Raw genomic sequence first — 19,211 nt, 5'->3', positions numbered from 1 at the left:
TCCTTAACGGGTGATCGGGGTCAGGCGCAGCAAGTGGATGCGCCGGCTGTCGGCGTTGAGAATACGGAACTTGTAGGCACCGATCTCCGTGGTCTCATTGCGCTTGGGCAGGTGGCCGAAGGCGCTCATCACCAGGCCACCCACCGTGTCGAACTCATCGTCCGAGAACTCGCTGTCGAAGAACTCGTTGAAATTGTCGATCGGGGTCAGTGCCTTGACCAGGAAATCGCCGCTGGGCAGTGGCTTGATGTAGCTGTCTTCCTCGACGTCATGCTCGTCTTCGATGTCGCCGACGATCTGTTCGAGCACGTCCTCGATGGTCACCAGGCCCGCCACGCCGCCGTACTCGTCGATGACGATGGCCATGTGGTTGTGGTTGGCGCGGAACTCGCGCAGCAGCACGTTCAGGCGCTTGGATTCCGGCACGAAGGTGGCCGGGCGCAGCAGGTCCTTGATGTTGAAGCTGTCGCCGTTCTCCTTGAGGATCAGCGGCAGCAGGTCCTTGGCCAGCAGGATCCCGAGCACATCGTCATGGCTTTCGCCGACCACCGGGTAGCGCGAGTGCGCGGCTTCGATGATGGCCGGCAGGAATTCGCGGGGTGACTGGGTCGCCTTGATGCTGATCATCTGCGAGCGCGGGACCATGATGTCACGCACCTGCAGGTCGGCGACCTGAATGGCGCCTTCGACGATGGTCAGCGCTTCGCTGTCGAGCAGCTTGTTCTGATGGGCTTCGCGCAGCAGCTCAAGGAGCTCCTGGCGGTTTTTCGGCTCATGGGCAAAAGCCTGGGTCAGTTTACCCAGCCAGGACTTTTGCCCGTTGCTCGATCGATCTTCGCTCATGGCGGTTCTCGTGATCCTTCGTGTATCAGTGTGTGAGAGGTTCGTTTTCATCATCGGCATACGGGTCGGGGTGACCCAGTTCTGCCAGCAAGTCTCGTTCCAAAGCTTCCATCTCCTCGGCCTCATCGTCTTCGATGTGGTCGTAGCCGAGCAGGTGCAGGCAGCCGTGGATGACCAGGTGCGCCCAGTGCGCCTCTAGCGCCTTGCCCTGTTCGGCCGCTTCGCGCTCGACCACCGGCACGCAGATCACCAGGTCGCCAAGCAGCGGGATATCGAGCAGTTCGTCAGGCACGTCGGCCGGGAACGACAGCACATTGGTCGCGTAGTCCTTGTGCCGGTAGGTGTGGTTCAGCTCGCGGCCTTCGGCTTCGTCCACCAGGCGGATGGTCATTTCCGAGTCGGCCGTGCGCTGGCGCAAGGCCAGCTCGCACCAGCGGCGGAAGGCGGCATCGTCAGGGGCGGCGGCGTCCGTGGCCCGTTGCAGGTCAAGTTCAAGCATCTTTGCTAGCTGCCTCGGGCTTGGCCTGGCGAGCTTCGAAGCGGTCGTAGGCTTCGACGATACGCTGCACCAGTGGGTGACGAACCACATCTTTGGGTTGGAAGTGGGTAAAGCTGATCCCCGGAACGTCCTTGAGCACCTCGATCACGTGGGTCAGGCCCGACTTGGTGCCGCGTGGCAGGTCGACCTGGGTGATGTCACCGGTGATCACCGCAGTGGAGCCGAAGCCGATGCGGGTGAGGAACATCTTCATCTGTTCGAGCGTGGTGTTCTGGCTCTCGTCGAGGATGATGAAGCTGTTGTTCAGGGTGCGCCCACGCATGTAGGCCAGCGGGGCGATCTCGATCACCTGGCGCTCGATCAGCTTGGCCACGTGCTCGAAGCCGAGCATTTCGTACAGGGCGTCGTACAGCGGGCGCAGGTACGGGTCGATTTTCTGGGCCAGGTCGCCGGGCAGGAAGCCGAGCTTTTCGCCCGCCTCGACCGCCGGGCGCACCAGCAGGATGCGGCGCACCTGTTCGCGCTCCAGGGCATCCACGGCGCAGGCCACGGCCAGGTAGGTCTTGCCGGTACCGGCCGGGCCGACGCCGAAGTTGATATCGTTGGCCAGGATTTCTTTTACGTAGCGCTGCTGGTTGACGCCGCGCGGGCGAATGTTGCCCTTGCGCGTGCGCAACGAGACGCTGACCTCGTTGACCGCCGGGTTGTCGAGGGTCTCGACGGTCGACTCCTGCAGGTACAGGTGCACGGTCTCCGGCGACAGCTCGGTGGCCTTGGTCTCGCGGTAGAGGCGGCGCAGCAGTTGCTCGGCAGCGGAGGTGGTCTTGGGTTCGCCGATCAGCTCGAATTGATTGCCGCGGTTGCGGATCTCGATGGCCAGGCGTTGCTCGATCAGGCGCAGATGCTCGTCGAACTGGCCGCACAGGTTGGCGAAACGGTGGGCCTCGAAGGGTTCGAGGATGAAACGATGAGGTTGTATGGGTGCGTTCAAGGTCGTTTTTAGCCGCTCGACGGCAATAAGGGTGAACTCAAGAATAACCCTTGAAGGGCAGGGGCGAAAGCACTGAAACGATCAAGGGTATGGAGCGCCTGCGGGCACTGTTATGATGCGCGCCTTTTCTTACGCATGTGTTAACCCGCCAAACATGAGCAAACGCGAACCCGCCATCTACAAAGTGATCTTCCTCAACCAGGGGCAGGTCTTCGAGATGTATGCCAAGCAGATCTTCCAGAGCGACCTGTGGGGTTTTCTGGAAATCGAGGAATTTGTCTTCGGTGAGCGCGCGCAGATCGTCGTCGACCCGAGCGAAGAGAAGCTCAAGAACCAGTTCGAGGGTGTGATCCGCAGCTTCGTGCCGATGCACTCGATCGTGCGTATCGACGAGGTGGAGCGCCTGGGCACGGCCAAGATCAGCGAGGCGAAGGTGACCGGCAATGTAATGCCGTTCCCCATGCCGATGCCGGAGAAGTAAGGCGAATCAGGGGAGTGGCGAGAAGGGCGAGCGCCCTTCGGCGTTCTGTAGTTCCAGCAGGTACTTGCGGAAGATCTGGCCCAGCACCTGGGTGGCGTGCTCCAGTTCATCGCGTGGCATCTGCTCGGTCACTTCGTCGGCCATGTCCAGTGCGTCTTCGGCGCCGTTGACGGCGGCCATCTTCAGCAGAATATAGGCTTGCACATTGTTGGCCTTGACCCCTTCGCCGTGGAAGAACATCGCGCCAAGGCGGTACTGGGCGTCGGCATGGCCTTGCAGCGAGGCTTTGCCGAACCAGTCCAGGGCCTTTTTCAGGTCTTTCGGCGTTTGCGTGTAGTAGTACTCACCCAGTTCATACTGCGCCTGGGCGTCCCCGCTCGTCGCCGTCTGCTCGCAAGCATTCAGCGCGTTTTCCAGGTCCTGCGGCTGGACATCGAGCGTGCAGCGCCCCGTTGCCGGAATCAGCAACGAGTTACCGCCCTCTGCCAGTGCCAGCAGGGGCTGAAGAAGCAACAGGCAGCCCAGGGTCAGGGCGCGGCCGGTGCGGTTCATGGGGATCGACTTACCTCTGCGGAACTACGGCCAATGTCTCTGGTGGCACATTATGGGATAAGCAGCGCCAACCTTACAAAGTTTTACTCGAATTTCTGTGTCGGAGGGGAAAGTTACTGACTTTAATTGTCTGCACCGGCCCCATCGCGGATGAATCCGCTCCTACGAATTTGTAGGAGCGGATTCATCCGCGATGAGGCCAGCACAGTTTATCGCTTACTTCAGCTTGGCAAACGCCCGCTCAGCCGCGTCCAGGGTGATCTGCAGCTCTTTTTCACCATGGGCGATGGAGGTAAAGCCCGCCTCGAACGCGCTCGGGGCCAGGTACACGCCACCTTCGAGCATCAGGTGGAAGAAGCGCTTGAAGCGGTCGGCATCGCTGGCCATCACGTCTTCGAAGGTGACGATGTCGTCGGCGCCGCTGAAGTAGAGGCCGAACATGGCACCGGCCTGCGTGGTGACGAACGGCACGCCAGCGGCATCGGCACGCTGCTGCAGGCCGTCGAGCATGCGGCTGGTGAAATCGGTCAGCTCGGCGTGGAAGCCTGGGCGGCTGATCAGTTTCAGGGTGGTCAGGCCTGCGGCCATGGCCAGCGGGTTACCCGACAGGGTGCCGGCCTGGTACACCGGGCCCAATGGGGCGATGCAGCCCATGATCTCGCGCTTGCCGCCGAAGCAGCCGACCGGCATGCCACCGCCGACGATCTTGCCGAAGGTCGACAGGTCCGGGGTAATGCCATAGTGGCCTTGGGCGCCGCCGAGCGAAACGCGGAAACCGGTCATCACTTCGTCGAAGATCAGCACCACGCCGTGCTTGTCGCACTGCTCGCGCAGGCCTTCGAGGAAGCCTGGCGCAGGGGGTACGCAGTTCATGTTGCCGGCTACCGGCTCGACGATGATGCAGGCCACGGTCTGGCCGACGTCGGCCAGGGTCTTCTCGACCGCGGCGATGTCGTTGAATGGCAGGGTCAGGGTGTGCTTGGCGAAGTCCGCCGGCACGCCTGCCGAGCTCGGTACACCCTGGGTCAGCAGGCCGGAGCCGGCCTTGACCAGCAGGCTGTCGGAGTGGCCGTGGTAGCAGCCTTCGAACTTGATGATGGCGTCGCGGCCGGTGTAGCCACGGGCCAGGCGGATCGCGCTCATGGTGGCTTCGGTGCCGGAGCTGACCATGCGCACCATCTCCATCGACGGCACCAGCGAGCAGACCAGGTCGGCCATCTCGGTTTCCATCGCGGTCGGGGCGCCGTAGGACAGGCCGTGCTGCAACTGGTTGCGCACCGCGTCGAGCACCTCAGGGTGACCGTGGCCGAGGATCATCGGGCCCCAGGAACCCACGTAGTCGACGTAGCGCTTGTCGTCTTCGTCGACCACATAGGCGCCTTCGGCATGCTTGAAGAACAGCGGGGTGCCGCCGACGCTCTTGAAGGCACGGACCGGCGAGTTGACGCCACCGGGGATGTGCTTCTGGGCTTGGGCGAACAGGGATTCGGAACGGGACATGGGATCTTCTCTCGAAATCAGGAAGCGAACAGGGCGTTGAAGGCGCGGGCGCGGCGGGTGACTTCCTGCGCGCTGTCGGCACCGAACAGGCCATGGATCACCGCCAGCAGGTCGGCACCGTGGGCGACCAGCGGGGCGGCGTTGTCGAGGGTGATGCCGCCGATCACCGCGATCGGCAGCTTGACCTGGGCACGGGCCTGTTCCAGCAGCTCGACATTGGCAGCAGGTGCACCGGGCTTGGTCACGGAATTGAAGAAGCGGCCAAAGGCGACATAGCTGGCCCCTTCGCTGGCAGCCTGCGCAGCCAGTTCGAGGCTGGCGTGGCAGGTCGAGCCGATGATCGCCTGACGGCCCAGCAGGGCGCGGGCCGGGGTCAGCGGGCCGTCGGTCTGGCCCAGGTGCACGCCGACGCCCAGGCGCGCGGCCAGTTCGGCGTCGTCGTTGATCAGCAGTTGGGTGCCGTAGCGCTCGCAGAGCTTCATCAGCCCTTCGGCTTCGCGCAGTCGGCGGGCGGCGTCATCGCTTTTGTCGCGGTACTGCAGCAGGCATACGCCGCCTTCCAGCGCCGCTTCGACATGGGACAGGAAACGGCCGGCGAGCAGCTGGCTGTCGGTGATTGCGTACAGACCGCGTAGCGACATCGGAAAGCCTCGTATCAGGAGCAGAAATCCAGGGGCAGGCGGCGTGGCACGAACTGGCCCTTGCCCAGCTGCTCGGCGTCACGCAGGGTGCGCCAGGTGTAATCGAGAGCACTGCGCACGGCGCTTTGCAGATTCTCGCCCAGGGCCAGGCGGCCGGCCAGAGTGCTGGCCAGGGTGCAGCCCGAGCCGTGATAGCTGCCCGGCAGGCGCTGGCAGGTCCAGGTGTGGCGCTGGCCGTCGCGGCTGTACAGGCGGTTGTGGATTTCGTCTTCGTCGCCGTGGCCACCGGTAATCAACAGGTGCTTGCAGAACGGCAACAATTTGTCGGCACACTCGTCGGCGCTGCCCTCGGGCAGTTCGGCAAGGATGCGCGCCTCGGGCAGGTTCGGCGTGGCGATGGCGGCCAATGGCAACAGGCGCTCGCGCACGGCATAGCCGACTTCGTCCTTGCCCAGGCGGCCACCGCCGCCCGCGCGCAGCACCGGGTCGCAGACCACTGGCAGGTGCGGGTGGGCGCTGAGCAGTTCGGCGACGGTGTCGACCATTTCGATTGAACCGAGCATGCCCAGCTTGACCGCGGCCACCGTGGAGTCGGCCAGCACGGCGTTGGCCTGGGCCAGCACCCACTCGCGGTCGAGCACGCGGAAGTCGGAAACGTTGACGGTATCCTGCACGGTCAGGGCGGTCACCGCGGGTGCGGCGTGACAGCCTTGGGCGATCAGGGCTTCAATGTCTGCCTGCAAGCCGGCGCCGCCACTTGGGTCGTGGCCGGAGAGACAGAGGACAATGGGGCGGGAGCTGTAGGTATTCATGGTCGGCGAGCTTACCACCAAACCCATTTGTACGGATCGTCCTACAAACGGCTTTTGCTGACCGATAGGTCAAATTCAGGTGCTTTGCTGGCTCGAAAGCATTGAGATAGAGCCTTTTCTCTCAAAATTTAGATGGCCGGTGGCCAGCGTGGAAAGCTATGCTAGAGTGCTCGGATAACTCGATAAACGGGCAGTGCCGGATTTCGTCGTCTCATAGGGATAGGGGGCCATCGCGACGCGACCGGGCAGGCCATGCTGGGGCTGTATGCGCTATCTTCTGATTTTGCTACTGGGCTGCTTGCCCGCGCTGGCCGCTGCGGTCGATTTCGACGCCAGCACCCGGCACCTTGCGCTGGGCAAGGTCATGCAGGTCTATGAAGACCGCGATGGCAGCGCCAGCATTGCCCAGGTCACCGCACCCGCGTTCGCCAGCCGCTTCCGTGCGCACCGTGAGGACGTGCTGAACGCCGGCTATTCGACTTCGGTGTTCTGGTTGAAGGTCGATCTGCGCTACCAGGCCTCGGTAGACGCGGTACCGCGCCAGTGGTTGCTGGAACTGGCCTACCCCCCGTTGGATCACCTCGAACTGTACCTGCCTGGGGCTGATGGTCGCTACCGTCTGGCTCAGCGCACCGGCGACGCCTTACCCTACGACAGCCGCCAGATTCGCCAGAACAACTACCTGTTCGAATTGCCCCTGCAACCCGGCCAGGCCACCACCGTCTACCTGCGGCTGCATAGCGAGGGCTCGGTGCAGGCGCCGCTGGCGCTGTGGTCCGCCGAAGCCTATATGGAGGAGCAGCCAACCCGCCACTATGTACTGGGGATGATCTACGGCGTCTTGCTGGTGATGCTGGTGTACAACCTGTTCATTTACCTCAGCGTGCGCGATGTCAGCTACCTCTACTACATCCTCTACATTGCTTCGTTCGGCCTCTATCAGGTTTCGGTCAATGGCGCCGGGGTAGCGTATTTCTGGCCGGACAGCCCGTGGTGGGCGAATGCCGCAACGCCACTGTTCATTGGCGCGGCGGGTTTGTTCGGCTGCCAGTTCGCCCGCCATTTCCTGCGCCTGGGCAAGATCAGCCGGGGCCTCGACCGCTTGCTGCAGCTGTTGATGCTGGGTGGCGCGCTGGTGATGCTGCTGGCGGTGAGCATGCCCTACGGCATCGCCCTGCGCATGGCCACGGGGCTGGCGCTGTTATTCACCGTGAGCATTTTCGCTGCGGGGTTGTATGCCTGGGTGCGGGGTTTGCGCGTGGCCCGCTGGTTCATCATCGCCTGGACGGCGTTCCTGCTCGGAGGGCTGGTCAATACCTTGATGGTGCTCGGTTACCTGCCGAACGTGTTCTTGACCATGTATGCCAGCCAGCTCGGTTCGGCGCTGGAGGTCGCGCTGTTGTCACTGGCCCTGGCCGACCGTATCAACAGCATGCGCGAACAGCAGGCGCAGACCCTGCGCGAGACCGGCCGGACCTTGGAGCACCTGAACCAGCAGCTGGCCCGCAGCAACCACCTCAAGGACGAATTCCTCGCCACCGTCACCCACGAGCTGCGCACGCCGATGAATGGCGTGATCGGTTCACTGGAGCTGATGCAGACCTTGCCGATGAGCGCCGAGATGGCCCAGTACCAGCGCACCGCGGTCGGCTCGGCGCAGAACATGATGGACATGGTCGACGATATCCTCACCCTCACCGAACTGCAGGCCGGCCGCATGCGCCTGCAACCCGCGCCGTTCAGTTTGCGGCGCATGCTCCAGGACCTGCGTGCCAGCTATGCCGGAACGGCGCTGGGCAAGGGGCTGTACCTGAGCCTGGACATTCCCGCCGAGCTGCCGGACGAATTGCTGGGCGATGCGCACAAGCTGGCGCGCTGCCTGGGATGCCTGGTGGACAACGGCCTCAAGTTCACCCACCAGGGCGGCGTGATGGTGCAGGTACGCGGTCGCCGTCTGGGGCCGGACAGCCTGGCGCTGACCTTCACCGTCAGTGACAGCGGTATTGGTTTCGATGACCTGGATCAGGCGATCCTGTACCAGCGCTTCTTCCAGGTCGATGGCTCGATGACCCGGCGTTATGGCGGGTTGGGTATCGGCCTGTCGATCTGCCGGCAGATGGGCGAGGTGCTGGGTGGCCAGCTGGTGCATGAGTCTACGCGGGGGTTGGGTAGCCGGTTCGAGTTGAGCCTCGACGTGGCGATAGCGCAGGTGCAGATGCCGGCGGGGAGGGTGGTGTCGGGGGATGTGCGGTTTTGAGGTGAACCCAGGGTGCCAGGCTTGAGGGATGTGGTGGCATAGAGATCGAGCGCCGCGCGGGCGGCGCTCGATATGCGCACCACCATCAAACTCAAGACATGCGCCCCCAATACCACCCACACCTTTAGTCACTTTCGTCACTTTGCCTCATCTCAAGATGGTGCTTCACTGGAACTCTCAGCCTGACCCGGCCCCCAGGAGCTCCCGATGAACCTGCACCAGTACGCTGAAACCCACGAAGTCACCAACCAGCCGCCGTCCCTCGACGGCGCCAACCTGTACCGCCTCGATCTGCCTTTACAGGAATGGTCACGGCGTTTCGGGGCCGGTTGGGCGGAGTCGCGGATCGACGCTTATGGTGCCCTGGCCGGTGGGCCACTGATGGCCGCGGGTTTTCTGGCCAACGCACACAAGCCCGAATTCAGCAGCCACGACCGTTACGGTCACCGCATCGACCTGGTTGAATTCCATCCCGCTTACCACGAACTGATGCGCACGGCCGTCGAACACGGCTTGCCCTCGTTGCCCTGGGCCGAGCCACGCCCTGGCGCACACGTGGCCCGGGCGTCGATGACCTACCTGCACAGCCAGGCCGAAGCCGGCAGCGGCTGCCCACTGACCATGACCTTTGCCGCAGTCCCTGCGCTCAGGCTCCAGCCCGAATTGGCCGAGTACTGGCTGCCGAAGATCCTCGCCCGCGAGTACGATCCGCGCAATGTCGGCGACCGGCACAAGGCAGGGGTCACCATCGGCATGGCCATGACCGAAAAGCAGGGCGGCACCGACGTGCGCGCCAATACCACCCGCGCCTATCCGGTTGGCAGCCCCGGGCCTGGCCAGGCTTACGAGCTGGTCGGGCACAAGTGGTTCTGCTCGGCGCCGATGTGCGATGCCTTCCTCACCCTGGCGCAGACCGAAAAGGGCCTGAGTTGCTTCCTGCTGCCGCGCCATCGCCCGGACGACAACCGCAACCAGTTCTATATCCAGCGCCTGAAAAACAAGCTCGGCAACAGCTCCAACGCTTCCAGCGAAGTAGAGTTCCGCGGTGCCCTGGCCTGGATGGTCGGTGAGGAGGGCCGGGGCGTGCCGACCATCATCGAGATGGTGGCGATGACCCGTTTCGACTGCATGGTCGGCTCCAGCGCCCTGATGCGCCAGGCCTTGACCCAAGCCACCCATCACTGCGCGCACCGCAAGGTCGGTGGCCGGGTGCTGAACGAACAGCCGCTGATGCAGAACGTGCTGGCCGACCTGGCCCTGGAAAGCGAGGCGGCGCTGGCCTTGAGCCTGCGCATGGGCCAGGCCCTGGAACAGCTCGACGACCCGCAACAGGCGCACTTCGCCCGGCTGGTCACGGCGGTGGGCAAGTACTGGATCTGCAAGCGTGCCCCGGCCATGATCAACGAGGCCGCCGAGTGCCTGGGCGGCGCCGGGTATGTCGAAGACAGCATCCTCCCGCGCCTGTACCGCGAGGCGCCGGTCAACTCCACCTGGGAAGGCTCTGGCAACGTGCAGTGCCTGGACGTGCTACGAGCCCTGTCCAAGGAGCCGGGCGTGCTCGATGCGCTGTTCACCGAGCTGGGCGATGGCCACGGCGACCCGCGCCTGGCCGCGCACATCGGCAATCTCAAGGGGGCGTTTGCCGACACCAGCGACATCCAGTACCGCGCCCGTCAGCTGACCGAAGACATCGCCCTGGCCTTGCAGGCCAAGCTGTTGCTCGAAGCGGGTAACGCTGCGGTCAGTGATGCCTTTATCGGCAGCCGCCTGGCAGGCGGCGGGCGAGTTTACGGGGCGTTGCCACGTGGCGCCGATGTTGCGGCGCTGGTCGCACGGGCCACGCCGGTCTGGCCAGGCTGACAGGGGGTGTTTTTAGCGGCGAAGGCAGGCAAGATGGCTGACATGCATGTCCAGACAGGAAGCACAGTGTGAGCCACGCCTTTGTAGTCGTTGATACTCCCGAACAGGCCGTCGACCGTCTGGCGGCCCTGCATGAACAGGCCACTGGCGCCCTCAGTCAGGCCCTCAAACGGTACCTGAAAGACCGTACCGAACCCGACGCCGACGAGCGCGCCGTGTACCGCTACCCGGCATTGCGCCTGACCTACTACAGCCACGGCGAAGTCGCCGCCACTACCCGCGCCTACGCCAAGGTGCAGGTGGCCGGCACCTACAGCGTCACCGTCACTCAGCCGGCGGCATTTCGTGGCTACCTGCTTGAGCAGTTGCGCCCGTTGATGCACGACTACACGGTGACCGTCGAAGTCGGTGTCAGCGAACAGAACATTCCGTACCCCTACGTCGTTGACCAGGGCGATGAGCTGGCCGGCAGTGGCATCACCGCCGCTGAGCTGGCGCGGGTGTTCCCCAGCACCGACCTGTCGGCCGCCACCGACAACATCGCCGACGGCCTGTGCGACTGGGGCAGCGCCGAAACCCTGCCGCTGGCGCTGTTCGATGCCGCCCGCGTGGACTTCTCGCTGCGCCGCCTGGTGCACTACACCGGCAGCGACTGGCGCCATGTTCAGCCGTGGATCCTGCTGACCAACTACCACCGGTACGTCGACCAGTTCATCAGCCACGGCCTGGAGATGCTGCGTGAAGACCCGCGCTTCGTGCGCATGGTGCTGCCGGGCAACGTGTCGATCGAAAAGGGCATGGACCACGGAGAAGCGCAGGCTTTGGTGGCCAGCGTGGTCTGGCACCGCTACCAGATGCCGGCCTATCACCTGATTGCCGCCGATGGCGACGGGGTTACCCTGGTCAACATCGGTGTCGGCCCGTCCAACGCCAAGAACATCACCGACCACCTGGCCGTGCTGCGCCCGCACTGCTGGCTGATGATCGGCCACTGTGGCGGCCTGCGTCAGTCGCAGACCATCGGTGACTACGTGCTGGCCCACGCCTACATGCGCCGTGACGGCATCCTCGACCGCGTGGTGCCACCGAACATCCCCATCCCGGCGCTGGCCGAAGTGCAGCTGGCGCTGCAAGAGGCAGCAGCGCAGGTTACCGGCGAGCGCGGCGAGGAGCTGAAAAAGCGCCTGCGCACCGGCACCGTGCTGACCTACGACGACCGCAACTGGGAGCTGCGCTGGGCACAGGAGCGTCCGTTGATCAACCTGTCGCGCGCCGTGGCGGTGGACATGGAAAGCGGTACCATCGCCGCCCAGGGCTATCGCCTGCGGGTGCCGTATGGCACCTTGCTATGCGTCTCCGACAAGCCGCTGCACAGCGAGATCAAGCTGCCGGGCTCGGCCAACGCCTTCTACAACCGTGCGGTCAGCCAGCACCTGAAGATCGGCATCGCCGCCCTCGACCTGCTGCGCACCGAGCTCAATTCGTTGCACTCGCGTAAACTGCGCAGCTTCGATGAGCCGCCGTTCCGCTGAGGATCCATGCCACTGCCCCCCCGTTCAAAGCCGCGCCGCCCCCAGGCGCGGCCTGCCTCCGGCCCCCGTCGCCAGCCCAAGGCGCCGCCGGCCGAGCCGCGCCTGATCCTGTTCAACAAACCCTTCGATGTGCTGACCCAGTTCAGCGACGGCGAAGGGCGCGCGACGCTCAAGGACTACATCGACATCCCCGGGATCTACCCGGCCGGGCGGCTGGACCGTGACAGTGAAGGTTTGCTGTTGTTGACCAATGACGGCGGCTTGCAGGCGCGTATTGCCGACCCCAAGCACAAGCTGGCGAAAACCTACTGGGTACAGGTGGAGGGCGAACCGAGCGATGAGCAGTTGCAGCGGCTGCGTGAGGGGGTCGAACTCAATGACGGCCCGACGTTGCCGGCCGAAGCGCGGCGTCTCGACGAGCCGGCGCTATGGCCACGCAACCCACCGGTACGCTTTCGCAAGAGCGTGCCGACCAGCTGGCTCGAACTGGTGATTCGCGAAGGGCGTAACCGCCAGGTGCGGCGCATGACGGCGGCAGTGGGGCTGCCGACCTTGCGCCTGGTGCGGGTGAAGATCGGCGATTGGGCACTGGATGGCCTGGAGCAGGGGTGCTGGCGCGAGGTGGCGGCGAAACTCTGAAGGATCAAACCCCTTCCAGAAAACCCACCACCACGCTCTTGATGATGAAGGCCAGCACCCCCAGCCCCAGCACGAAGAACAGGATCATCGTGCCGAAGCGCCCCGCCTTGGACTTTTTCGCCAGGTCCCAGACGATAAAACCCATGAAACCGATCAACACGGTGACCAGGACGATCATCATCCATTCTTCGAATACGGCAGGATCCATCGGTGTTCTCCAGGCTGGCTCAGCGAAGGTGGGTCAACGGCAGCTCGGTACTCGCCAGCACCTGGTTGAGCACGAAGCTCGAACGCACGCTGGTGACGCCGTCAATACGGGTCAGGCTGCCTAGCAGTAGTTTCTGGTAGTGGTCCATGTCCGGCACCACCACTTTCAACTGGTAGTCGGCATCCATGCCCGTGACCAGGCTGCATTCGAGCACCTGTGGCAGGTTGCGGATGGCCGCCTCGAAGGTCTCGAAGCGCTCGGGGGTGTGCCGGTCCATGCCGATCAGCACGTAGGCGGTCAGGCTCAGGCCCAATTTTTTGCGATCGAGCAGGGCGACCTGGCGCGAGATGTAGCCGTCGTCTTCCAACTGCTTGACCCGGCGCGAGCACGGCGACGGCGACAGGCCGATGCGTTCGGCCAGCTCCTGGTTGGAGATGCGCGCGTCGCGCTGCAATTCGGCGAGGATGCTCAGGTCGTAGCGGTCAAGCTTGCTCATGGAAAAGGCCTTTTCTGTTCAGATTGCGGTGAATTATCAATCCAGGGTTAAAAATTGCGCAAGTGCTATTTATCTGAGCAATCTTCGCAATCCTCTGCCGGCGCCGGACCGGTATCGTTACCCACAGAATCACTGCCCGGACATCAGTCCACGGCGACGCGCCCTAGGCGGGCGGTCGCGGCCAACCATCCAACAGGGATGCGCCAGGCCCCCGGGCTACACACCTTCCAGAAGACGGTGTGAGGTGAGCCGGCGCCACAAGTGCCGAGCACGGACGACAATTCTTAAAGGGAGGCCCGACGGCCTCCCTTTTTTCATGTCCGCGATTTCATCTGGCTAGCCACAGCAGGCGCGGTAGACTGGCAGCGTGCCATTTTCTTTATCGTGAGGAACACCATGAAGTCGCGCATCTGGCAGTTGGCAGGTGTCTGTTTGCTGGGCGTCAGCCTGAGCGCCCTGGCCCAGGGCCCGGACGAAGGGCATGGCGGTAACGGCCGCCCGCTCAATTCGCGCGATGAGGTGCGCCAGACCGAGCCCGCGCGCCAGGGTTATTACCAGGACATCCCCCGGCGCAACGGTGATTGGCAGGGGCGCCCGGATGGCCATGGCAATGGTTGGGGGCCGGGGCCGCAATACCGGCCGGGGCACAGCGTCGACCATTTCCCGGACCGCTATTGGAAAGTGCCGTACCGGGGTGAAGACTACTTTTATTCCGGGGGTTACTGGTACCGCCCGCATGGCGGCAGCTATATCGTCGTGACCCCGCCCTATGGCGTGCGGGTCGACTATCTGCCGTCTTACGCACGTGAGATGTGGGTAGGTGGCGCGTTGTTCTTCCTGGTGGCCGACACGTATTACCAGTACCTGGCTGACAGTCGGCAATACGTGGTGGTCAGCCCGCCCCCGGTCGCACCCGCTCCGGTGGCACCCGCACCGACAGGCAATGCTTATGACGTGGTGGCCTACCCAATGAATGGGCAAGGGCAGCAACAGCAGGATCAAGACAGGTATCAGTGCCACCGCTGGGCGGTCAGCCAATCTGGATTCGACCCGGCAACCGCGCCCTATGCCCCGCCTGGCAACGTGGCAGATACTTACCGACGAGCCCTGGGGGCCTGTTTCAGTGGCCGCGGTTACAGCATCAACTGAGCCTCACACCGGATCGGCATGCACCATTACATCCGCCTGCGGATACCGCTGGCGGATCACCTGGGAAGCCTGTACGCACAAGGCGTGTGCATCATGCAGTGGCAACTGCCCAGGCAGTTCCAGGTGCAGCTGAACGAACCATTGGTTGCCCGACACCCGCGTGCGTAAGTCATGCACGCCCTTGACCCCGGGAATGCCGAGCACCAGCTCGGCCATGCTCTCGCCAATCTCGCCAGGCAGTTCCTTGTCCATCAAGATGGCCGTGCTTTCCCGGGCGATCTGCAATGCGCTCCAGAGGATGTACAGGGCAATGCCCAGGCCGAACAACGCATCCAGCTGCGGCCAGCCGAAACGGGCCAGCAGCAGGGCCAGCAAGATACTGGCATTGAGCAGCAGGTCGGAGCGGTAGTGCAGCGAGTCGGCGCGTACTGCGGTTGAGCCGGTCGCACGAATGACCTTGCGTTGCAGCGCCAGCAGGGCGAGGGTCAGCACCAGCGACAGTAGCATCACGCCGATGCCGATGGCGGTATCACCCAGCGGCTGTGGCGATTGCAGACGCTCGGCTGCCTGCACGCCGATCAGTACAGCGCTCACCCCGATGAACAGCGCCTGCGCCATGCCCGCCAATGCCTCGGCCTTGCCGTGGCCGAAGCGATGGTCGTCATCGGCGGGGCGCAGCGCATAGTGCACGGCGAGCAGGTTGAGGAACGAGGCGACCGCATCCAGTGCCGAGTCGGTGAGCCCGGCCAGCAGGCTGACCGAGCCGCTGAGCCACCAGCCCACGGCTTTGCTGAGCACCAGAATACTGGCGACCGCCAATGACGCGCGAGTGGCCAGCCGTAATAGGCGTTGGTGCTCAGCTGAGGTGGTCATCCCTGTACAGGCTTCCTTAAGACGATCAGGCCGCCGGCACCCTACCGAACGAAGCCAACTGCTCGACGCTGCCGCGATGCTGAATCAGGCGCGGATCGTCCAGCGGCAGGCGTTGGCCCAGTTCGCTTTCGAGGATAGCCTGCAGCTTGAGGTTGTCGACCTTGCCATCGGGCGTGACGGCTTCGCGCAGTTTTTCCGGCGCTACCTGCGCGGTGGTGCCGCCTGGGTAGTAGATGGCACCGGTGGCAAAGTCGACGCCAAAGGCGATCAGGCCGGGGATCACGTAGAACAGAATACCGATGGCATCCAGGGCGACGATGACCGGGTCGACCTTGCCTTCGATCTGCCCACGGCGGTCAGGGTAGAACAGCGTGCCACAGGCCGTCAGCTGGGTCAGCAGGGTAGCGATGAGGGCGCCACCAATGACGCGGGAGGGGATGCGCATGTGAATCTCCGAAAAAGGTGTACCGCAGGGTGGGCGAAACGCCAGCACCTGATGCTAAGACCATGATAGAGCAGGCTGGGTTCGCCGTTATACTCGCCTCACTGTTCGAGGACCACCATGATTTCTTTACCAATCGATGCCGTTTTGCCGGCCTTGCGCCAGGCCCTGGAAAACCGTGACGAGGCCGTGCTCGAAGCACCGCCCGGCGCCGGCAAGACCACCCGCGTGCCGCTGGCGCTGCTGAATGAACCGTGGCTCGCCGGGCAGACCATCCTGATGCTCGAACCGCGCCGGCTGGCGGCGCGGGCGGCAGCTGAACGGTTGGCCAGCGAACTGGGTGAAAAGGTCGGCGAAACGGTGGGCTATCGCATTCGCCTGGAAAGCAAGGTGGGGCCCAAGACCCGCATTGAGGTGGTCACCGAAGGCATTCTCACTCGCCGCCTGCAAGCTGACCCCGCGCTCGAAGGCGTGGGCTTGCTGATCTTCGATGAGTATCACGAGCGCAGCCTCGACGCCGACCTGGCCCTGGCGCTGAGCCTGAATGGCCGTGAACTGCTGCGCGACGACCCGCCTCTGAAGATTCTGTTGATGTCCGCCACCCTTGAAGGCGAGCGTCTGTCACGCCTGCTCGACGACGCCCCGGTGGTCAGCAGTGAAGGCCGCATGCATCCGGTGGATATCCAGTGGGGCCGGCCATTCCAGCCCGGCGAGTTCATCGAGCCGCGGGTCGTGGACAGCGTACTCCAGGCCTTGGCCGATCAGCCCGGCAGCGTATTGGTGTTTCTGCCAGGCCAGGCCGAGATCCGCAGGGTCAACCAGAGCTTGCAAGAGGCGCTGGGTGACCGCCCCGACATCCTGCTGTGCCCACTGCATGGCGAACTCGACCTGAATGCCCAGCGCGCCGCCATCGACCCGGCGCCCAAGGGCCTGCGCAAAGTGGTGCTGGCCACCAACATCGCCGAAACCAGCCTGACCATCGACGGCGTGCGCGTGGTGATCGATGCCGGCCTTGCCCGGGTGCCGCGCTTCGACCCCGGCAGTGGCATGACGCGCCTGGACACCCAGCGTATCTCCCGCGCCAGCGCCACCCAGCGTGCAGGCCGTGCCGGCCGCCTGGAACCTGGCGTGTGCTACCGCCTATGGTCCGAGGCCCAGCACGACCAGCTGGCCGCACATGGCAGCGCCGAAATCCTTCAAGCCGACCTGGCCGGCCTGGCCCTGCAGCTGGGCCGTTGGGGCGTGACGCCGGATCAGCTGCGCTGGCTGGACCAGCCGCCCGCCGCCGCGTTTTCCCAGGCCCAGGACCTGCTGGCGCGGCTCGGTGCCTTCAAACCGGCCAGCCGCGACAACCTCAGCGAGCACGGCCACGCGATGGCAGAGCTGCCCGCACATCCTCGCATCGCCCATCTGCTGCTGCGCGGCCAGGACCTGGGCCTGGCCGCGATGGCCTGTGATCTCGCCGCCTTGCTCGGCGAGCGTGATATTCAGCGCGGTGGCGGCGCCGACCTGCACAGCCGGCTGGCGTTGCTCAGTGGCGAGAGCAAAGCCAGCCGTGGCGGACAGGGCGGTGTGCAGCGCGCCCGGCAATTGGCCCGCCAATACCGTGGCCTGTTGCGTGGTAAGGCGAAGGCAGCGGTGGCCGACCCCGATCACCCGCGCTGGCTCGGTGCATTGCTGGCGCTGGCCTACCCCGACCGGGTTGCCCAGCAGCGTCGCGAGGGCGGCGCCGAGTACCGCCTGGCCAATGGGCGCGCCGCCTTGTTCGCCGAGGTCGATGCGCTGATGAAATGCCCATGGTTGGTCATCGCCGACCTGGGCAGCCGCCAGGGCCAGCGCGAAGAGCGTATCTACCTGGCGGCCGAGTTTGATCCAGCGTTGCTAGACGATGTACTGGCCGAGCAAGTCGAGCGGGTCGACATTCTCGATTGGGACGAGCGTGAGCAGGTGTTGCGGGCCGAGCGGCAGATCAAGGTCGGCGAACTGGTGCTCAGCCGCGAACCGCTGCCGGGCCTGGATGATGAGGCTCGCGCCAAGGCGCTGATCGGCCTGGTGCGGCGCAAAGGCCTGAACCTGCTGACCTGGACGCCGGAACTGCGGCAATGGCAGGCGAGGGTGGCGCTGTTGCGTCACTTGGATCTGGTTAAAGATGGCCAGAGCGAATGGCCTGATCTGGGGGACGAGGCCCTGTTGGCCAGCCTCGAAGACTGGTTGCAACCGTACCTTGGCAAGGTCTCGCGCCTGAGCCATTTCGCCGCCCTGGACCTGTCCTCGATCCTGCGCAACCTGCTGCCCTGGCCGCTGCCCCAGCGCCTGGACGAATGGGCGCCTGCGCACCTGGCCGTACCGTCCGGCTCGAATATCCGCCTGGACTACAGCGAAACACCGCCGATTCTTGCCGTGCGTTTGCAGGAACTGTTCGGCCTGGCCGACACGCCGCGTATCGCCCAGGGCCGTCAGCAGGTCAAGTTGCACCTGTTGTCACCGGCGCGCCGGCCGGTGCAAGTGACCCAGGACCTGGCCAACTTCTGGCGCACGACCTATGCCGAAGTGAAGAAAGACTTGAAGGGGCGCTATCCGAAACACTACTGGCCAGAAGACCCGCTCGTCGCCGAAGCTACCGCACGGGCCAAGCCGCGCGGCACCTGAAATTTCAATCAGCCTGCGTGGCGTTGCCAGCTTCGCCTTCCAGCAGCATGAACAGGCGATACAGCACCACCGTGCTGAATAGCTGCAGGAACCCGCTCAGGCTGTCCATGGCCAGCTCCACGGCGGGCGCGGGCTCGGGGAAGGCCATCAGCAGCAAACCGTCGATCAGCCAGAGGGGGGCCAGCACCGCGAGCACGCAGAGCATGATGCGCATGAAATGCCCGGTAGTCATGCGCGCGCTTTCACGCATCGACTGCACCACCGGCAAGCCGCGCAGCACCAGCAGATACTCGGCGAACACCAGGTTGATCATGATCCACACGCCGGGGAACACGAACAGCGCCAGGCCGAACATGATCAGCAACGAGCTGATCAGAATCAGCAGGGCCAGCTGCGGCCAAAGTTGCAGGGCGCGGGCGAACAGGTCGCGCCTGGGGATGTCCTGGCCCTTGCTGCGGGTATCGAGGTAGAGAATCAGTGCCGCGCTGTACAGCGGGTAGAACAGCAGGCTCACCAGCATGCCGTAGGCAGGTGATGCCTGCTCGCCCATCTGCCGATACAGCAGTTGCGTCAGCAAGGCTTCGAGCACTACCAACGGCAGGCACAGCGGGATGATGCTCGCCAGGTGGCGGCGGAAGAAGTACAGGGAGTCGCGCAGAACGCTCAGCGGATTCATCAGTCAACATCGCATGGCAGTAAAAGCAGGGGCCTAACTTTAGCCCAGAGCGGTAACTTGCTGAAAAAAGTTTCACCACGGCGGTGATTGAATCTGCCGCCCGCGCGCCCC

Annotated in this window: 19 protein-coding genes; 7 read left to right on the top strand and 12 right to left on the bottom strand. The window is 64.3% G+C overall.

Going from position 1 to position 19,211, the window contains the following annotated elements; translation table 11 throughout:
• Positions 1-3: 3 nt before the first annotated feature.
• From ACIQUF_RS22420 to ACIQUF_RS22410, 3 genes are read right to left on the bottom strand one after another with little or no spacing between them, the layout of a single operon-like run.
• The gene (locus tag ACIQUF_RS22420; protein ID WP_403135573.1) at positions 4-843 is read right to left on the bottom strand and encodes an HlyC/CorC family transporter; all 840 of its coding nucleotides are present in this window, start codon (positions 841-843) and stop codon (positions 4-6) included.
• A gap of 25 nt (positions 844-868) precedes the next feature.
• Positions 869-1,342, bottom strand: a complete 474-nt coding sequence (gene ybeY / locus ACIQUF_RS22415; RefSeq protein ID WP_403135571.1) for an rRNA maturation RNase YbeY — start codon at positions 1,340-1,342, stop codon at positions 869-871.
• Entirely contained in the window at positions 1,335-2,333 is a 999-nt protein-coding gene (locus ACIQUF_RS22410) for a PhoH family protein (RefSeq protein ID WP_403135569.1), read from the bottom strand. The genes ybeY and ACIQUF_RS22410 overlap by 8 nt, the downstream gene beginning before the upstream one ends.
• A gap of 154 nt (positions 2,334-2,487) precedes the next feature.
• On the opposite strand from ACIQUF_RS22410, the gene ACIQUF_RS22405 reads away from it, so the two are divergent.
• Positions 2,488-2,814, top strand: a complete 327-nt coding sequence (locus tag ACIQUF_RS22405; RefSeq protein ID WP_403135567.1) for a DUF1820 family protein — start codon at positions 2,488-2,490, stop codon at positions 2,812-2,814.
• Positions 2,815-2,820: 6 nt separating this feature from the next.
• Here ACIQUF_RS22405 and ACIQUF_RS22400 read toward each other — a convergent pair whose 3' ends face one another.
• From ACIQUF_RS22400 to ACIQUF_RS22385, 4 genes are all read right to left on the bottom strand, one after another.
• Entirely contained in the window at positions 2,821-3,366 is a 546-nt protein-coding gene (locus ACIQUF_RS22400; protein WP_403135565.1) for a tetratricopeptide repeat protein, read from the bottom strand.
• 216 nt (positions 3,367-3,582) lie between these two features.
• A complete protein-coding gene (gene hemL / locus ACIQUF_RS22395) occupies positions 3,583-4,866 on the bottom strand; it encodes a glutamate-1-semialdehyde 2,1-aminomutase (RefSeq protein WP_403135562.1) in 1,284 nt (427 codons plus the stop codon).
• A gap of 17 nt (positions 4,867-4,883) precedes the next feature.
• Positions 4,884-5,507 (bottom strand): thiamine phosphate synthase, encoded by a 624-nt coding sequence (thiE, locus tag ACIQUF_RS22390; RefSeq protein WP_403135560.1) that lies wholly within the window; start codon positions 5,505-5,507, stop codon positions 4,884-4,886.
• Positions 5,508-5,521: 14 nt separating this feature from the next.
• Positions 5,522-6,319: a hydroxymethylpyrimidine/phosphomethylpyrimidine kinase gene (locus ACIQUF_RS22385; protein WP_403135792.1), complete on the bottom strand. Its 798-nt coding sequence runs from the start codon at positions 6,317-6,319 to the stop codon at positions 5,522-5,524.
• A gap of 265 nt (positions 6,320-6,584) precedes the next feature.
• Between ACIQUF_RS22385 and ACIQUF_RS22380 the strand changes: the two genes are divergently transcribed.
• The 4 genes from ACIQUF_RS22380 (at position 6,585) to ACIQUF_RS22365 (ending at position 12,607) form a co-directional block, all read left to right on the top strand.
• Positions 6,585-8,576 (top strand): sensor histidine kinase, encoded by a 1,992-nt coding sequence (locus ACIQUF_RS22380; protein ID WP_403135557.1) that lies wholly within the window; start codon positions 6,585-6,587, stop codon positions 8,574-8,576.
• A gap of 207 nt (positions 8,577-8,783) precedes the next feature.
• On the top strand, positions 8,784-10,436 hold the full coding sequence (locus ACIQUF_RS22375) for an acyl-CoA dehydrogenase family protein (protein WP_403135555.1): 1,653 nt from the start codon (positions 8,784-8,786) through the stop codon (positions 10,434-10,436).
• Positions 10,437-10,504: 68 nt separating this feature from the next.
• Positions 10,505-11,968 carry an AMP nucleosidase gene (gene amn / locus ACIQUF_RS22370; RefSeq protein ID WP_403135552.1) on the top strand — a complete coding sequence of 488 codons (1,464 nt, stop codon included), beginning with the start codon at positions 10,505-10,507 and terminating at the stop codon, positions 11,966-11,968.
• A 6-nt stretch (positions 11,969-11,974) separates the two neighbouring features.
• Positions 11,975-12,607, top strand: a complete 633-nt coding sequence (locus ACIQUF_RS22365; protein ID WP_403135549.1) for a pseudouridine synthase — start codon at positions 11,975-11,977, stop codon at positions 12,605-12,607.
• Positions 12,608-12,611: 4 nt separating this feature from the next.
• Here the strand turns inward: ACIQUF_RS22365 and ACIQUF_RS22360 are convergent, their stop codons facing one another.
• The gene (locus ACIQUF_RS22360; protein ID WP_400798618.1) at positions 12,612-12,815 is read right to left on the bottom strand and encodes a DUF2788 domain-containing protein; all 204 of its coding nucleotides are present in this window, start codon (positions 12,813-12,815) and stop codon (positions 12,612-12,614) included.
• Between the two features lie 19 nt (positions 12,816-12,834).
• Positions 12,835-13,311 (bottom strand): Lrp/AsnC family transcriptional regulator, encoded by a 477-nt coding sequence (locus tag ACIQUF_RS22355; protein ID WP_125462492.1) that lies wholly within the window; start codon positions 13,309-13,311, stop codon positions 12,835-12,837.
• Between the two features lie 396 nt (positions 13,312-13,707).
• On the opposite strand from ACIQUF_RS22355, the gene ACIQUF_RS22350 reads away from it, so the two are divergent.
• A complete protein-coding gene (locus tag ACIQUF_RS22350) occupies positions 13,708-14,460 on the top strand; it encodes a DUF6515 family protein (protein ID WP_403135545.1) in 753 nt (250 codons plus the stop codon).
• Between the two features lie 3 nt (positions 14,461-14,463).
• Here the strand turns inward: ACIQUF_RS22350 and ACIQUF_RS22345 are convergent, their stop codons facing one another.
• Positions 14,464-15,333, bottom strand: coding sequence for a cation diffusion facilitator family transporter (locus ACIQUF_RS22345; protein ID WP_403135542.1), 870 nt, complete (start codon positions 15,331-15,333; stop codon positions 14,464-14,466).
• A 25-nt stretch (positions 15,334-15,358) separates the two neighbouring features.
• Positions 15,359-15,778 (bottom strand): polyribonucleotide nucleotidyltransferase, encoded by a 420-nt coding sequence (locus ACIQUF_RS22340; protein WP_403135540.1) that lies wholly within the window; start codon positions 15,776-15,778, stop codon positions 15,359-15,361.
• A gap of 117 nt (positions 15,779-15,895) precedes the next feature.
• Here ACIQUF_RS22340 and hrpB point away from each other — a divergent pair, with 117 nt between their 5' ends.
• A complete protein-coding gene (hrpB, locus tag ACIQUF_RS22335) occupies positions 15,896-18,424 on the top strand; it encodes an ATP-dependent helicase HrpB (protein WP_403135537.1) in 2,529 nt (842 codons plus the stop codon).
• Positions 18,425-18,428: 4 nt separating this feature from the next.
• Here the strand turns inward: hrpB and ACIQUF_RS22330 are convergent, their stop codons facing one another.
• Positions 18,429-19,100 carry a YciC family protein gene (locus tag ACIQUF_RS22330; protein ID WP_403135535.1) on the bottom strand — a complete coding sequence of 224 codons (672 nt, stop codon included), beginning with the start codon at positions 19,098-19,100 and terminating at the stop codon, positions 18,429-18,431.
• Positions 19,101-19,211: the final 111 nt, after the last annotated feature.

The organism is Pseudomonas sp. NPDC090233 (assembly GCF_044772285.1).
Classification (GTDB): domain Bacteria; phylum Pseudomonadota; class Gammaproteobacteria; order Pseudomonadales; family Pseudomonadaceae; genus Aquipseudomonas.
Note: the sequence above shows the minus strand (reverse complement) of the source record. Positions and strands in the feature narration are given on the sequence as shown.

Coding starts and splice junctions, on each gene's coding strand:
- ACIQUF_RS22405 (WP_403135567.1), top strand. CDS start 2,488: ATGAGCAAACGCGAACCCGCCATCTACAAAGTGATCTTCCTCAACCAG.
- ACIQUF_RS22375 (WP_403135555.1), top strand. CDS start 8,784: ATGAACCTGCACCAGTACGCTGAAACCCACGAAGTCACCAACCAGCCG.
- hrpB (WP_403135537.1), top strand. CDS start 15,896: ATGATTTCTTTACCAATCGATGCCGTTTTGCCGGCCTTGCGCCAGGCC.
- ACIQUF_RS22360 (WP_400798618.1), bottom strand. CDS start 12,815: ATGGATCCTGCCGTATTCGAAGAATGGATGATGATCGTCCTGGTCACC.
- ACIQUF_RS22350 (WP_403135545.1), top strand. CDS start 13,708: ATGAAGTCGCGCATCTGGCAGTTGGCAGGTGTCTGTTTGCTGGGCGTC.
- ACIQUF_RS22420 (WP_403135573.1), bottom strand. CDS start 843: ATGAGCGAAGATCGATCGAGCAACGGGCAAAAGTCCTGGCTGGGTAAA.
- ACIQUF_RS22385 (WP_403135792.1), bottom strand. CDS start 6,319: ATGAATACCTACAGCTCCCGCCCCATTGTCCTCTGTCTCTCCGGCCAC.
- ACIQUF_RS22380 (WP_403135557.1), top strand. CDS start 6,585: ATGCGCTATCTTCTGATTTTGCTACTGGGCTGCTTGCCCGCGCTGGCC.
- hemL (WP_403135562.1), bottom strand. CDS start 4,866: ATGTCCCGTTCCGAATCCCTGTTCGCCCAAGCCCAGAAGCACATCCCC.
- ACIQUF_RS22365 (WP_403135549.1), top strand. CDS start 11,975: ATGCCACTGCCCCCCCGTTCAAAGCCGCGCCGCCCCCAGGCGCGGCCT.
- ACIQUF_RS22340 (WP_403135540.1), bottom strand. CDS start 15,778: ATGCGCATCCCCTCCCGCGTCATTGGTGGCGCCCTCATCGCTACCCTG.
- ACIQUF_RS22330 (WP_403135535.1), bottom strand. CDS start 19,100: ATGAATCCGCTGAGCGTTCTGCGCGACTCCCTGTACTTCTTCCGCCGC.
- ACIQUF_RS22345 (WP_403135542.1), bottom strand. CDS start 15,333: ATGACCACCTCAGCTGAGCACCAACGCCTATTACGGCTGGCCACTCGC.
- ACIQUF_RS22400 (WP_403135565.1), bottom strand. CDS start 3,366: ATGAACCGCACCGGCCGCGCCCTGACCCTGGGCTGCCTGTTGCTTCTT.
- ACIQUF_RS22355 (WP_125462492.1), bottom strand. CDS start 13,311: ATGAGCAAGCTTGACCGCTACGACCTGAGCATCCTCGCCGAATTGCAG.
- ybeY (WP_403135571.1), bottom strand. CDS start 1,342: ATGCTTGAACTTGACCTGCAACGGGCCACGGACGCCGCCGCCCCTGAC.
- thiE (WP_403135560.1), bottom strand. CDS start 5,507: ATGTCGCTACGCGGTCTGTACGCAATCACCGACAGCCAGCTGCTCGCC.